The sequence below is a fragment of the Pseudomonas guariconensis genome (assembly GCF_040822035.1).
Taxonomy (GTDB): Bacteria; Pseudomonadota; Gammaproteobacteria; order Pseudomonadales; family Pseudomonadaceae; genus Aquipseudomonas; species Aquipseudomonas guariconensis.
On record NZ_CP162012.1, the window covers coordinates 1,989,020 to 2,003,911 of the forward strand.

11 protein-coding genes are annotated in these 14,892 nt (G+C 64.2%); 3 read left to right on the plus strand and 8 right to left on the minus strand.

Annotated elements, in window-relative coordinates:
* Positions 1-348 precede the first annotated feature (348 nt).
* On the plus strand, positions 349-1,437 hold the full coding sequence (locus AB1N67_RS09020; RefSeq protein ID WP_367863682.1) for a sigma-54 interaction domain-containing protein: 1,089 nt from the start codon (positions 349-351) through the stop codon (positions 1,435-1,437).
* Between the two features lie 49 nt (positions 1,438-1,486).
* On the opposite strand, the gene AB1N67_RS09025 is transcribed toward AB1N67_RS09020, so the two are convergent.
* Complete coding sequence (locus tag AB1N67_RS09025; protein WP_367863683.1) at positions 1,487-3,607, minus strand: TonB-dependent receptor; 2,121 nt, start codon at positions 3,605-3,607, stop codon at positions 1,487-1,489.
* 340 nt (positions 3,608-3,947) lie between these two features.
* On the opposite strand from AB1N67_RS09025, the gene AB1N67_RS09030 reads away from it, so the two are divergent.
* A complete protein-coding gene (locus tag AB1N67_RS09030) occupies positions 3,948-4,421 on the plus strand; it encodes a nuclear transport factor 2 family protein (protein ID WP_232092036.1) in 474 nt (157 codons plus the stop codon).
* Here AB1N67_RS09030 and AB1N67_RS09035 read toward each other — a convergent pair.
* Both AB1N67_RS09035 and nhaA read right to left on the minus strand, forming a co-directional pair.
* Positions 4,405-5,526 (minus strand): mechanosensitive ion channel family protein, encoded by a 1,122-nt coding sequence (locus AB1N67_RS09035; protein WP_102081971.1) that lies wholly within the window; start codon positions 5,524-5,526, stop codon positions 4,405-4,407. The two genes, AB1N67_RS09030 and AB1N67_RS09035, sit on opposite strands and share 17 nt — an antisense overlap.
* 117 nt (positions 5,527-5,643) lie before the next feature.
* Complete coding sequence (nhaA, locus tag AB1N67_RS09040; RefSeq protein WP_232095230.1) at positions 5,644-6,855, minus strand: Na+/H+ antiporter NhaA; 1,212 nt, start codon at positions 6,853-6,855, stop codon at positions 5,644-5,646.
* Between the two features lie 431 nt (positions 6,856-7,286).
* Between nhaA and AB1N67_RS09045 the strand changes: the two genes are divergently transcribed.
* The gene (locus tag AB1N67_RS09045) at positions 7,287-8,258 is read left to right on the plus strand and encodes an AraC family transcriptional regulator (RefSeq protein ID WP_043209237.1); all 972 of its coding nucleotides are present in this window, start codon (positions 7,287-7,289) and stop codon (positions 8,256-8,258) included.
* Positions 8,259-8,284: 26 nt separating this feature from the next.
* On the opposite strand, the gene AB1N67_RS09050 is transcribed toward AB1N67_RS09045, so the two are convergent.
* The 5 genes from AB1N67_RS09050 to AB1N67_RS09070 all read right to left on the minus strand — a co-directional run bounded on the left by AB1N67_RS09050 (position 8,285) and on the right by AB1N67_RS09070 (position 14,858).
* Entirely contained in the window at positions 8,285-10,201 is a 1,917-nt protein-coding gene (locus AB1N67_RS09050) for a tyrosine-protein phosphatase (protein WP_367863684.1), read from the minus strand.
* A 286-nt stretch (positions 10,202-10,487) separates the two neighbouring features.
* Positions 10,488-10,859, minus strand: a complete 372-nt coding sequence (locus tag AB1N67_RS09055) for a RidA family protein (RefSeq protein ID WP_197853601.1) — start codon at positions 10,857-10,859, stop codon at positions 10,488-10,490.
* Between the two features lie 29 nt (positions 10,860-10,888).
* Positions 10,889-11,584, minus strand: a complete 696-nt coding sequence (locus AB1N67_RS09060) for a DUF3726 domain-containing protein (RefSeq protein ID WP_043209242.1) — start codon at positions 11,582-11,584, stop codon at positions 10,889-10,891.
* A gap of 2 nt (positions 11,585-11,586) precedes the next feature.
* Complete coding sequence (locus AB1N67_RS09065; RefSeq protein WP_043209244.1) at positions 11,587-13,281, minus strand: hypothetical protein; 1,695 nt, start codon at positions 13,279-13,281, stop codon at positions 11,587-11,589.
* Between the two features lie 26 nt (positions 13,282-13,307).
* On the minus strand, positions 13,308-14,858 hold the full coding sequence (locus tag AB1N67_RS09070; RefSeq protein ID WP_367863685.1) for a BCCT family transporter: 1,551 nt from the start codon (positions 14,856-14,858) through the stop codon (positions 13,308-13,310).
* Positions 14,859-14,892 lie beyond the last annotated feature (34 nt).

The following is a 14,892-nucleotide window of genomic DNA, read 5'->3' on the forward strand; positions in this document are numbered from 1 at the left end:
TCGTGCAGCGGTGTGGCTGCGTTGTCGTAATGACGGTGCGTGCGTCCGTTGGCTGGCGCGCATGGCATCCGGCGCGTCCTGGTCTGGCAGGACACCTTGGGGGTAGGGCAACAACCGTACCGGTTTTTGTTTTTGTTGGATAACTAATTGAATTTATTGTGATTTTCTTGATTTTGGCGGGCTTGTCGCATGGGCTGGGGGGATCTGCGCTGGCAGCAAGGGTTGCTGCTGCTGTGCTGCTGGTGCAACAGTGCCACTAAGGTTATAAGCAAATGCATATTTATAATTATTTTGTAATAAGGATTTTCGGGCACTATCGACCCATTGCCTGCCAAAGGACTTGCCGCCATGTCGCTGCTCACCCATCCCCACGCCCGTGAACTGAGCAAATCGGTGCGTGCCACCGTGTTGGTCTTCGAGGACCCGCGCTCGCGCGAACTGCTCAGCCGCATCGAGCGCCTTGCCCCCAGTGAAGCCAATGCGTTGATCATCGGCGAGACGGGCACGGGCAAGGAACTGGTCGCCCGCCATATCCATCAGTTGAGCCGACGCGCCCGGGCGCCGTTCGTTGCCGTGAACTGCGGCGCGTTCCCCGAGAGCCTGGTGGAGAGCGAGCTGTTCGGACACGAGAAGGGCGCCTTCACCGGGGCCACCTCCAGCAAGGCCGGCTGGTTCGAGGCGGCCAATGGCGGCACGCTGTTTCTCGACGAGATCGGCGATCTGCCACTGAACATGCAGGTCAAGCTGCTGCGGGTGCTGCAGGAGCGCGAAGTGGTGCGCCTGGGTTCGCGCAACGCTATCCCCATCGACGTACGCTTGGTGGCGGCGACCAACGTCAACCTGGCCGATGCCGTGGTGGCCGGGCATTTTCGCGAGGACCTGTTCTACCGCCTGCACGTGGCGACCATCCGCCTGCCGCCGTTGCGCGAACGGCCCGGGGACATCCTGCCGCTGGCCAGGTTCTTCGTCGAGGAGCATTGCCAGCGTCTGGGCTACCAGCGCGCCATCTTGAGCCCCGAGGCCGAACGCAAGCTGCTCGGGCACAGCTGGCCTGGCAACATCCGCGAGCTGGAGAACGCCATCCACCATGCGCTGCTGGTCTGCCGCCAGCAGCGGGTTCAGCCGGGCGACTTGCACCTGGCCGACATGCGCACCCCTGCGTCACGCCATGAGGCGCTGCCCGCCCCGCCCCTCGAAGCGAGCCTGGATGCTGCGTTGCTGGCGTTGTACGAGCGCAACCTGCCGGACCTCTACGAGCACATCGAGGAGGCCGTGTTTCGCACGGCCTATCGCTACTGCCATGGCAATCAGTTGCAGACCGCACGGCTGCTGGGCATCAGCCGCAACATCGTGCGGGCTCGGCTGGAGCGGATCGGGGAACTGGAGCCTTCCAGCCGGACATTGAAAGCCAATGAGCGGTGGCTGGCGTCGGGGTGAGTGGCAAGTGGCAGGCTGTCCTGGTCAGGCACCAGGACAGCCTGTGGCATCAGAAGCGGTAGGCCAGGCTGGCTTCCAGGGTACGAGGGGCACCTGGGGTGATCAGGTCCACCGAGCCATGGGCAGAGGCGTAGTAGTCGCGGTCGAATGCGTTCTTCAAGCGCAGCGCCATGTCCCAGTGCTGTTCGCTGTACAGCAGCGCGGCATCGAAGGTGGTGTAGCCAGGCATCACCACACGGTTGTCCAAGGCGGTGTAGCGCTCGTCCACATAATTGGCGCCGGCGGCGACGCGCCACTGTGCGTTGAGGCTGCGTACCAGCCAGAGGTTGGCGCTGTTGCGTGGAGTGAGCGTTGGGGTCTGGCCTTCGTTGGCAACGCCGTTGGTCTTGGCGTTGGATTTGATGATTTCTGCATCCAGGTAGGCGTAGCCGGCATAGACCTGCCATTTGTCCGAGAGCTGACCGGTGACCGTCGCCTCGAAGCCGTCGGTACGCTGCTCGCCGGCCAGGATGGTCAATCCTGGGACGACCGGGTCTGGGGTCCGCATGTTGGTACGCTCCAGGCGGAAGATGGCTGCAGTCACCGCCAGCTTGTTGTCCAGCAAGTCCCACTTGGCGCCCAACTCGTAGTTGGTGGTTTTCTCAGGCTCCAAATCCGCGTTGCTGGCGTTGACGGCAAACATTTCCCCTGAAGGCTGGTAGCTGCGGCTGACGGATACGTAGTACGACTGGATCTGGTCGGGCTGGTACACCAGGCCCACGCGTGGGCTCCAGGTCTTGTCGGTACGGTCAAGGTCGACGTCGTCGGCACGGATGTCGTCGTACTCCTGGCCGAAGATGTCATACCGCACGCCGACCAGCGCTTTCCAGTGCTCGTTCAGCTCGATCAGATCCTGCACGTAAAAGCCTGCGGTCTGCTGGTAATTGGTGCCCTTGGAGGTCAGGTTGGCGGCATGCTCCGGGACCGGGACCAGGCCGTCGCGATACACCGGTACCTGAGCGACGTTGTTCTGGCTGAACACGCGTTGGTACTTGTCTTGATAGCCCACTTCCACGCCATACAGCAGGTTGTGCTGCATGCCGGCCAGTTGCGCCTGCTGCTTGAGCTCAGTCTGGTTGAACACGCCGTACTCGTCGCGGGCCACGTTGCCGCGGTTGAGTTTGACCAACAGCTCGCCGTCCGGCGCGGTGACGAAGCGGGTCGGGCTGCTGTCGGCCAGGGTGTTGTTGCGGTCCAGATCGTAGTGGTAGTAGCGGCTGGTGTTGGTCAGGGTGAAGTCGTCGTTGATGCGGTAGTCCAGGCTCGCGGTGAAGGAAAACACTTCGCTGCGGGCGTAGTCTTGGTCGGCGTCGCCGGAGCCGAAGCGCTTGTCGCGGTCCACATCCACCGGGCGGTTGCCCAGGGCCGGGATACCGAAGTCGATCAGGCGTTTGTCGTACAGGTAGGTGGCACCCAGGTTCAATTCCAAGTCGTCAGAAAGACGGAAATACGCCGACGGTGCGATGGCCTTGCGATCAATGTAGCCATCGTCGCGGAAGGTGTCGCTGTCCTCGAACGCGCCGGTGAGGCGATAGGCCTGGTTGCCCTGCGGGTCGGCATAGCCGGTGTCGAACTGGGTGCGGCGCTTGCCTTCGGTGTCGAAGGTCATCCCCACTTCGTGTTTGGGCGCAAAGCCTGGTTTCTTGCTGACGCTGTTGATCAAGCCACCTGACGAACCACGGCCGTAGAGCACGGCAGCCGGGCCTTTGATGACCTCGACGCGCTCGATATTGGACAGATCGCGAAAATACAAGGCGTCGTCGCGAACCCCATCGATGTACATATCGCCGATAGCACTGAAGCCACGAATGGTGACCTGGTCGCGTTGGCCATCGCCGTTGGAGAGTCCGACCCCGGGCACGTTCTTGAGCACGTCTTCCATGGACTGTGCGCCTTGATCCTTGATCACGCTCTCTGGCACCACGTTGACCGTCTGGGGAATGTCGCGCAGGGGCGCATCGATCTTCAGGGCACTCTTGCTTTCGCTGGCCTTGTAGCTTTGCTGCTCGTAGGCACCGGTGACCGGGGTCGCTGGCAAGGCCAGCGTTTGCTGGGTTTCAGCGTAGGCGGCAGGGATTACCAACAGGCCCAGCATCGACAGCGATGCTGGGGCGACAGACTTTTTTGCCATTACGAATCACTCGCGTTGTTGTTTTCTGTCGCAAATAGTAACGATTCACAAATGTAAAGCAAGTGTAAAGAAGCGCGCACTCAATCGAATGCTGACGCATGGCGAGAGTGGGCAAAGGGATGTCGTTGGAGGGTGTCGGGGTCTGTGCTACAGACCTAGTCCAAATGGAGGGTGCATCGGGCGTTCGCGTAAGGATAGGTTTGCTAGCACCGTCCGCGACAGGACAAGCAGCAGGCGGCCCCCGGAACGTTCAAGGGCAGGGGGCTGCGAGGGCGCGCACCTGCCCAAGGTGCAGCAGATGAAAACAGCGTCTGGTGGCAACCATCCCAGGGAGAACCTCATGCAAGATGCAATGACACTGGAGCAACGCATCGCCCGCCTCGAGGCCCTGGAGGCCATCCGAGAGCTCAAGCATCGTTACTTGAACGCATGCGATCTAAAGGACGTGGCCGCGATTCGCGACTGTTTCGCTCAAGGCCCGGTGCTGATCGACTACGGCCCGCTGGGCGTGTTCAACGACCGCGAACCGTTCCTGGCGCTATACCGCGAACTGGCCTGTGTGCCCCGGGTGATCGATCTGCACCACGCCGCCAACCCGCAGATCGACTACCAAGACCCAGACAACGCCCAGGCGCGCTGGGCCTTGCACTACCAGAACCGCGACGCTGAAACCGGCGTGACCCGCCAGCTTGGTGGCTTCTACCAGGACCGCTACCGACGAGAGGCGGGTCAGTGGCGCATCGTCGAAACGGTATTTCGCGGGCACTTCGAAGTGGTGCGGCCAAAGCCCGGACCGATCAGTCCTTGGCCTTGAACACGCCGGCTTCGCGGCCCATCTGGTTCGAAGCCTGGGGCAGGGAGGTCACTTTGATCGCTCGCGCCGGCACGGCGAACTTGGCCCCGATGCTGGCGAACTGCTCAAGCAACTGGAAGTTGATCGCCTGCTGGATGTCCATGTACAGGTTGTAGCCGGGGTCGAGCACGATGTAGACGCATTCGAACTCCAGCGACTCCTTGCCGAAGCCGCGCAGGTGCGCGCGGTCGAAGCGTACCTGCTGCTGGGACTTGATCACCTGGGCGACGATGCCCGGCGCCTTTTTCACCGCCTCGGTGGGCGTGTCGTAGGACAGGCCGAATTCAAAGACGATGCGCCGTTCCTGCAGGCGTTTGTAGTTCTGGATGGTGCTGCTGATCATGCCGGCGTTGGCCATGACGATCTGCTCGCCGCCCAGGCTGCGGATGCGCGTGGTCTTCAGACCAATGTGTTCGACCGTGCCGGCCAGTGGGCCGATGACGATGAAGTCGCCCACCTCGAATGGCTTGTCCACGGCGATGGAGAGGGAAGCGAACAGGTCGCCGAGGATGTTCTGCACCGCCAGCGCCACGGCGATCCCGCCCACGCCGAGGCTGGCGACGAAGGCGGTGATGTTCACCCCCAGGTTCGACAGCATCGCCAGCAACACCATCGACCACAGCAGCACCCGCGCGCCCCAGGCCGACAGGGTGGCCAGGGCGCTGCCTTGGTAGAAGCCCTCGGCGCTGTGCCGCGCGAAATAGCGGGCAAGGCCCAGGGCGATGGCGCGGTTGGCCCACAGGCCGATCTGCAGGGCGGCGACCACGAACCACAGGCTGCCGACCCGGTCCAGCCAGCGCTCGGGCAGGTCCAGCACGCCCAGGCCCACCAGCAGCGCGGCGAGCAGCAACAGCACGTTGCTGGTGCCATCGAGGACTTTGGCCAGGACTTGGGCGAAATGCCCATCGTGGGAGGACCAATGCTGGACCCGGCGCTTGACGAAGCTGATCGCCCAGCGAGCGATCAGGAAGGTGAGGATGCTGACCGCCAGGGCCAGCATCAGGTTGAGCACAGAGATGCCAAAGAGCGTCGTGGTCGTCAGCGATTCGAGGAATCGTTCGTTCATCGTCGGTTGCCCTCCAAGGCAGTGTTGAACACGTGCTCGTTAGAAGGGCATTGGCATCGGGGGTTGGACCGCATGTGTGCGGCCCTCGACGAACGGTGCGCGCGTGAGTGCCGCGCTTCAGGCTTGGCGCTTGGGCGCAAAGCGCAGGATGGCGCAGGCGACGAGCGCCGACACCAGCGAGCCGAGCAGGATGCCGATCTTGGCCTCGTCGATCCGCTCGGGCTGCCCTGGGAAAGCCAACTCGCCGATGAACAGGCTCATGGTAAAGCCGATGCCGCACAGCATCGCCACCCCGTAGATCTGCAGCCAGCTGGCGCCGCGCGGCTTGGCCGCAAGGCCGGTCTTGACCGCCAGCCAGACGCCTGCGAACACGCCCAGCTGTTTGCCCAGCAACAGGCCCAGGGCAATGGCCAGTGGCAGCGGGGCGAGCACATCGCTCACGCTCAAGTGGCTGAAGGAAACCCCCGCATTGGCAAAGCCAAAGGCCGGCACGATCAAGAACCCGACCCATGGCGCCAGGGCGTGCTCGAGCTTGAGCAGCGGGCTGGCTTTGCCGACCCCGGCGCTGTAGGGAATCAACAGTGCGCCGACCACGCCAGCGATGGTGGCGTGCACACCCGACAGCAAGGTGACGTACCACAGCGCCGCGACACCCAGCAGGTACGGCCACAGCGACACCACGCGCAGACGGTTGAACGCCAGCAGCACGAGGATGATCCCGCCTGCTGCAGCCAGGGCCAGCAGGTTGATCGACGAGGTGTAGAACAGCGCGATGATCGCCACGGCGCCCATGTCATCGATGATCGCCACCGAGACCAGCATCACCTTCAGCGACAGCGGTGCGTGCCGCCCCAGCAGCGCCAGGGCGCCGACGGCGAAAGCGATGTCCGTGGCCGCGGGGATGGCCCAGCCGCTGGCAAGGCCCGGTTCGCTGCGCGAGACCGCCAGGAAGATCAGCGCCGGGACGGCCATGCCCATCAAGGCCGGCAACGCCGGCAGGCGGCGTTGCTCCCAGGTGGCCAGACGGCCATCGACCAGCTCGCGCTTGATTTCCAGCCCCACCAGCAGGAAGAACACCGCCATCAACCCGTCGTTGACCCACAGGTGAACGGTCATCGGGCCGAGCTTGTCGCTGAGCGTGGGCCCCACGGGCAAGTGCAACAGATGTTGGTAAGTGCTGGCCCAAGGGCTGTTGGCCAGGACAATGGCAAGGGCAGCGGTGATCATCAGCAGCACGCCGCCAGCGGCCTCGCTGGTCAGCAGGCGGTGCAGCAGCGACGGCCGCGCAAGGGTGGGCACAGGTGCATTCATACGGGAGTCCTCGTTCATGACGTCACCTTCGCGAGGGCAGCGGCGCGTCGGAATGCGGACACAGCAAAACGATGGCCCCGGACGTTCCGGGCCACTGCAGCAAAGGATGGGAGGAAGGGAAGGGGATGGCGCTTGGAAAGCCCGGCCGAGACACGGCGGAGCGGGGAACGCCAAAACAGTGTGGAGGCTGCATGCAACATGAAAATAGCTCTCGGAAAACAAATGAATGTTCTCCGTATTCGGGAAGGCTCCCGGGCGCACGCAGCACACGCCAGGCGACAATTCTACGAGGGTAATTCGCTACTTTCTGTAGGAATTTACTTCGAAATGTTGCCGCGGTTGTGTTTTGTTTTGCTCAAGCCCTGGCCATGTGCAGGTCACGTCGCTGTCATGCCCCCTTGGTAAGGTCAGGCGCCCATGCGTCCAAACAACAAGAAGGTGACCCTAAGGTGTTTTCCGGCACGCCCCGCAAACAGATCATCCTCCGCTCCCGAGGCCTGCGCAGCGACGCTTTCGGTGCGTTGTTCTCGCAGATGTTCGACAACCTCTATGCCGACTCGCTGGCGCTGTCGGACGACATCGTCATCAGTGGCGTCTATGGGCGGCACGAGGGCGTCAGCTTTCGCCGCATGCACTACCGGGGCGATTGCTCCATCACCTTTGGCGCCCCGCAAGATGAGATCACCTTCGTGCTGCCCAGCGCCGGGCGGGTCGTCTTCGAGCACGGCGTCGAGACGACCGGCCGGCCCGGTATGGGCCTGGCCATCGACAAGCGAGCGATCCGGACCCTGCATTTTGCCGACGACCATGCCCAGTGCGGCATGTCGATCCGCCGGGGGCTGATCACCGAGCGGCTGGCGATCCTGTTGGGCCGTCCGGTATTACAACCGATCCGCTTCGAGCCGGTGGTGGACCTGGGTGTCGCGGCGTTCCAGGGCATTCGTGCGTTGCTCGAGCTGGCCACGGGGAACGCGTTCGACTCGTTGATCCACGCGGGCGTGCTGATGCCAGTGCGCTTGCAGGAAATGCTGGTCGACGCGGTGCTCGAGGCCTGGCCGCACAACCACAGCGAAGCGCTGCGCCGGCCCTCGCCGCAAATCGCGCCGCGGCATGTGAAGCTGGCCATGGACTACATCCGCGCCAACCCCCACAGCCTGACCAGCGGGGCCGAGCTGGCAGCGCTGGCCAACGTCAGCCTGCGGGCTCTGCAGCAGGGCTTCAAGCGGTTCGTGGGGGCATCGATCGTCGATTATCAACGCCAGGTACGCCTGGAGCGGGCCTATGAAGCCCTGGCACGTGGGGAGTCCGGCTCGGTGTCGGAGGTGGCGTTGCGTCATGGGTTCAGCAACGCCGGGCGGTTTTCGCACTACTTCCAACAGGCCTATGGCGTGAGCCCCGCTCAGGTGCTGCGGGGAGTGTAAGCCCCCGCTCTGCAGAGCAGTGGGGGTCAGAACGCGTAGCTGGCCTTCAGGCTCCCGCTCACCCCATGGCTGTCACCGCCCCCCATGGCCGCCACTTCACCGCCCACGCTGAACGCACCCAGGTTGGCCATGAGGTTGACCGCGCCGGTGAACTGGTCGCGATTGTCGAACGCGGCGCGTTGTTCGATATCCAGCCCCAGCAGATGACCTTCGCTGTCCACCTGATGATCCCCAAGCACATGCTCGTAACCCACCGAGAAGCCCGGCACCAGCTGCCAGCCGCTGTCCAAGTGCACCGCCGCCAGGTTGCCCTGAAGGTTGGCCACGGCGCTGCGTCGGGTCTGCCCGATGCCATCGACGTCCAGGGCCAGCTCGCTGCCTTTTTCAGTGAACCCCGACAGGTCCACATGACTGACCCTCACGCCCAGGCTCGGTTCCAGCACCAGCGCGCCGCTGTTCAGGCGATAGCCCAAGGCAACGCTCGCCCCCGCCAGGTTGCCGTGACTGTCGCCCTTGGCCCGGCCCAGGCCGCCGCCCAGATCGCGCTTGCTTTGATAGTCGAACCACCCGGCGCTGGCCTTGGCATCGATGAACAGCCCTCGCTCCAGGCTGCCGGGAGCGAAGCGGGCACCTGCACTGAGGAAGGTCAGGTCGGTGTCTGCCTCACCGCCAGCGCCGCCGACGTTGCCGTTGCTGTAACCGAAGCCGGCATGGGCACTGAGCTGCTCGGAAACGCGCTGGGTCACGCCGATCATCAGACCCTGGCTGTGCTCGTTGCTGCTTTGTGCGTGGGACGAGCCGTCGGTGCCCACATAGCCGGCCAGCGCCGTGCTCCACAGGCGCGACTGACCAGGCTTGAGGTCCGCGCCATGGGTGAAGGGCGCTGCTGCCTGGTCGATCATCGCGCCCTGGCGCAGCAGGTAGCTGGCCGCATCCGCATGCACCTGGCCCCCGACAGTGGATTCCAAGCCCCCCAAGGTGCCAGCATCGATGGCCGATTGCAGGTAGTAGTTGTAGGCGCTGTAAGTGCCAGAGAGCGAGCTGTCCTGCAGGTCCTGCAACAGACCTGCGCCGGCGGCAGCGTTGCCTTGCAGGCTGGCCTGGCCGGGCAGGCTGTTATAGCGGACCATCTTGCCGCGCAGCACGTAGATCGTTTCCTGGGACAGGCCTAGGCCCTGTTTGAGGTAGTTGTCCATGGTGCCGTAGCGCGCCTTGACCTCATCGAGCCCAGCCTGCAGGTAGCTGGCGTCCACGCCGATCATCGGCCCGTAGATCGCCGCCAGGTTCGGCGGCAGCGCTGCCAGCGTCGCCGCGATGCGGTCAGCGGTGTAGTCGTTGGTGGCCAGGTAGTTGGCCATGATGGTGGCGTCGTCCACCCCGGCGATGCTTTGCAGTACCGCAGCGGTCCAGCCGGTGCGGTCCTTGCCGGCGGTGCAATGGAACAATGTCGCGCCTTCGGCGCTGGCCAGTTCGTTGAACAGCACGGTGTACTGGCTACGCATGCCCGCGTCATAGACGAATGCGCGGTTGGTCTCCTTCATCATGGCAATCGCCTCGTCGGCGTTGTGGAACGTGGTGTTGGTGATGTCCACCCCCGAGGTGGTCGCACCGATGATGTCGATGTTCTGGTAGCGAACGCCGGGCGGCAGGCGGTCAGGCGTGACGGCGATCTCGTTGGGGGTGCGCAGGTCGAACACCTTGCCGATGTTCAGGCTGGTGAGGGTGGCCATGTCCGCGTTGGTCGGTGTCACGGCGTTGGTGCGGTAGAACACGCCGGCGCGCAGGGTCCCATTGTGGGCGGTGCTGTACGCGGTGGTGGTGCCGGCAAGGTCGCGGAAGTTGTCCATGCCCACCAGGCGCGGAGTGTTGAGCGGGTCGGCGGCGTGAGCGGCGCCAATGGCGAGGGTGAGCAGGGACAGGGAACACAGGACGCGTGAATACACGGATCTAGCCTCGTTGTTGTGTAGGGGCTAGCCACTATTAGCGCGTTCCTTGGGCCGCGATATTGCACAGGCCCCTGGCGACGACGATGAGTGCGCGATTGGTCTGCGCGGTGCGCGATCTGTCTATCCAACTCCTGTTCTTGCAGGGTTTTCGAGGCCCATTCGCGTGTAAATCGACACCCACCTGGTCCCGGTGAATCCTGTGCGAGCGGGTTAACCGAACTGCCGTGAACGGCACGGCCGGTGCCTTGCGCGAGCGAGGCTGCCAGGCAGCCTCAGGGTGGGTTTACACGCAGGCGTAGACCACCAGTTCCACCAGCATTTCCTCCCGCGCCAAACCGGCCACCACCACGGCTGCACGGTTGGGGTAGGGCGCTTGGAAATAATCGGTGTACAGGCTGTTGACCGTGGCCAGGTAACTGCGGTCGGTGACGTAGATCAGCACTTGGGTCACGGCGTCCAGCGAGCTGCCGGCCGCCTCCAGGGTGTGCCGCAGATTGTCCAGGGTCTGGCGGGTCTGGGCCTCGATGCCGCCAGCGACGACCTGGCCGTGGGCGTCGATGGGAATCTGTGCGGTGTACAGAGTGCCATTGCCGACGATCGCCCATTCCAATGGGGCCTTGGAGGCGAACAGGTTGGTCTTGATCGCATGTTTCATGAAGGAAATTCCTGAGTGTTCGGTAAGGGTCAGTCGGCATCGCTGCCGCCGCCCGCGCCATGGCGGCGGGAGGCTTCGGTGCTTTCGACGAGGATGTGATCGGCCATCTGCTTGAGCCTGCGCCAGGTGTGTTCGCTGACCGTGAACCCTTGGTTGAGCAGGCTGTGGGTCGCGGCGACCGGAGCGATGGCCCGGGCAGGCCGACTGAACAACACCGTGATGCTCTGCTCGATCGCATCCCCGGCACCGGGCGGGGCGTCGCAGTGCAGTTGAGGATGGTTGGCGCCTGCGGCGAAGCTGGCCACATGGCGCTGGCGGGCATCGTCCCAGCGGGCCTGCACCTGCAGCCCCATTTCGGCCGCCCGGCTCAGGTAGCCCAGCAACAGCAGGCGGTTGTGGCAGTGGTGAATACGCAGCACCGCCTGACCGCTGCGCAGGGCCTTGCCCAGCGCCAGTTCCACCACGGTCGCGGCGCAACGCAGCACGCTCTGGCCCTTGGCGTCGATCACCAGCAGGGCGCTGTCTTCGTAGCACAGGGTGAACGGCTGCTCGGCTTCGCTTTGCAGATAGTCCAGGGCTTTTTCCAGCGTGCCGATGCCGTCCAGCCCCTGCAGGTGCAACCAGCCGACCAGGTCGGCGGCGTCCTCGCAGTCGCCAGCGGCAAAGCCCATGCCTTCGAAGGCCTTGCGGCACATCACCTGGATTTCGTTGAGCGATACGCGCATGGTCACAGCCCCTCCTGCGGCATCACCGCGAAGTTCCAGTCGTCATCGAACGGCTGGCCGATGTCGCTGACCAGCGGCGCGCCCTGGAACAGCGTGATGCGTACCCAGCGACTGGACTTGGGGTCGAACTTGCCCGCGCCGAAGAACGCCAGTTTGCAGCGCAGCAGGTGGATCGGCAGCATGTCCTGGGCCAGCAGGTTGGCGCGGATTTCGCCATAGCTGGTATGCGCCATGCCTTGCAGGCGGCGCACCGTGCCCTTGAACGCCGGTTGGGCGATGAGGAAATGCGCGGTCAGTGCCTGGGGTTGCTCGCGCAGGTGCTCTACTAACGCCCCATGACAGCGCTGGATGTTGCGGGCGATGCCCAGTTGCATCTCTTTTTCGGCGCCCGGCTCCTCGGCGCGCATGCCCAGGCGCGGCTCTTCTTTTTCGGCCGAGCGGTACCAGAAGAAATGCTCGGCTTCGACATTGCCGAAGTCGTAGGCCAGGGCCCAGGCGTACTGCCGCTCGATGAGTTCACGCAACTGCGCAAGGGGCATCTGGGCATCCAGGCGCAGGCCTTCGACCACACCCATCTGCTCGGCCAGCGGCGTGACTTGCTCGGGGTACAGCTCCAGCAACAGGCTCACCAGCAGTTCCTGGCAACCTAGCCCGGCGTGGGCTTCGCTCCAGGCCAGCAGGCGCGGCCAGAGATCGTCGCCCGCCGGCTGGCCACCGAGCCAGTCGGCCAACGCCGACAGCTCGGCGAGGGTGCGCAGGTTTTGCTCGTGCTGGCGCACATCTTCGGTCTGGGTCTGGCTCAGGTGCAGGTGGGCGCGGCTGAGCAACCGCTGAAGGCGGGCCAGATGCGCAGGTTCGGCCGATCGTGCCAGTACCTGCGCCAGGGCGGTTTCCCGCGTGCTGATCCAGCGCTCCACGAGCTGCGGGTGATTGATCAAAAAAGGCGCCATGCCCAGGCCCGTGGCATTGCCTACGCCCAGGTAGCGTTGCAGTGCCGGGGCCAGCTGTACCGCCCGTTGTGGGTTGAGCGCACGGGCCATGTGCTCGATCTGCTCGATGCTGAAATGGCGCAGCAGGTACACCGTGAACATCTGCGCGCTGAACGGCTGGTTGAAGTCCGGGTTGTCTTGCAGGCAACCAAAGTCGGCGATGCCGAACTTACCGTTGCCGTAGACGGCGGTGGTGCGGTAGAGGTAGCCCACCTCGGCCAGCTGACGCGGGTCCGGTTGCTGTCCTTCGGCCAGCGCCGCCAGGAACCGGTCGAAGTTGCGCAGGCTGCGGTTGGCCCGGGACAGCACCAGCACGCGGGCATCGAAGCGACCGGCTTCCTGCAGCGGCACGTTGCGCGCAAGGTCGTCCAGTTGCGCCGCGTCGACATCCCCGGCCACCAGCACGAAGGTCACGTCCCACTGGTCGGCGATCACCCGGTCGCTGCGCTTTTCCGGCGGCAGGTAGGCCGAGAAGATCACGCAGTGGTAATGGGCACTCGGCGTGTCGATGCGGTAGATCACAGTGCCGAAACCTTCGCCATCGAGGTCGAAGCGGCTGCGCTGGATCTGCCAGCGCTGGTTCATCATCCGCCGCATGCTGCTGCGCACGAAGCTCAGCGGGCTTTGGAAGTGGCTGCCCAACCGGGCCAAGTCCATGACCTGGTCGGCAGGGCGCAGCGTGGGGGTGGCAAGCACGGTGTTGGACATTGTTGTCGTACCTGGATGCATCATGTTCAGACGCCTTGTTCGCGGGCCATGTGCCGGGCGATGCGCACCGCATCCCACAACGCTGGCAGGATCACCAGCGACACCGGCACCGCGGTGATGACAATGAAGGACTGCAGGGCGGTCACGCCGCCTGCGCCGATGGTGATCAGCACCACCGCCGCCAGGCCCATGCCGATGGCCCAGAAGCCGCACAGCCATTTCTTCGGTTTATCGTTGCTGGACATCGCCAGCGCCACGGTGAAGGCCATGGCATCGCCGTTGGTGGCTACCGAGATGAAGCTCAGGAACAGGAACAGCGCGCTGATCAAGCCGCCCAGCGGCAGGTTCTGCGTCACGCCCAGCAGCAGGTCCTCGGGTTGGGCGCCATGAGCGGTGACAATGCCTGGGGTCTGCAACTCAAGGCCAATGCCGGTCCCGCCGACCACGGTGAACCAGAACATGGTCACCAACGGTGCGATGATCGACAGGGTCATGATGATCTCGCGGATAGTGCGGCCCCGCGAGATCCGCGCGACGTACAGCGCCACCATCGGCGCATAGCCGATGAACCAGCCCCAGTAGAACACCGTCCACCAGTCCAGCCACTTGGGATCGGCGCGGAACATCGTCATCGGGATGAAGTGCTCCACATGCAGGGCGAAGGCCTGCGGGAAACCGCCGAGGATGAACAGCGTCGGCCCGAACACCACCATGAACACCGCCAGGCCAATCATCAGCCAGACGTTGATTTCGCTGACGAAGCGGATGCCCTTGAGCCCTACCAGGCAGGAGACGGTGTACATCGCCGTGACCAGCACGATGGTGATCGATTGGGTGACGATGCCGTTGGGGACACCCCACACCGCATGCAAGGCGCTGCTGATCTGCAAGCCCAGGAAACCGATCGGGCCGATGGTGCCGGCGACCACCGCGATGATCGAGGTGGCGTCGGCCAGGGTGCCGATCGGGCCTTTGAGCGCGCGTTCGCCGAACAGCGGGTAGAGCAGGGTGCGCGGAGCCAGTGGCAAGCCTTTGTCGTAGTGCAGGTGCATCAGCACGATCGCCAGCAAGCTGCCGAGCACCGCCCAGGCCAGGAAACCCCAGTGCAGGAAGGACTGCGCCAGGGCTGCGGTGGCCGCCGCTTCGCTGTGCGGTTGCACGCCCGCGAACAGCGGTGGCGGGCTGGCAAAGTGCATCAGCGGCTCGGCCGCGGCCCAGAAGGCGCCGCCGCCGGCCAGCAGGGCGCACATGATCACGGCGATCCAGTTGAAGGTGCTGATGTCCGGGCGTTGGGTCACGCCGCCCAGGCGTACGCGCCCGCACTTGGAAAAGCCAATGGCCAGGCTGACCACGAAGGTCGCCAGCATCAAGACCTGCCAATACAGGCCAAAGGCCTTGGTCGACCAGGCGAACAACGTGTTGACCAGGGCCGAGACCACATCGATGTCGATCAGGGCCGCCAACAGAAATGCGCCAAGGAAACCGCCGCTGATCAGAAACAGCGGCCAGTCGATGTCCCGCGACAGCGGCAGGCGCAGGGTCTGGTCGTCAGCCGGCAGGGTGGTTGGGTTTTTCATTTAGCCTCCGGAACCTGTGATTGTTGTTTTTGTA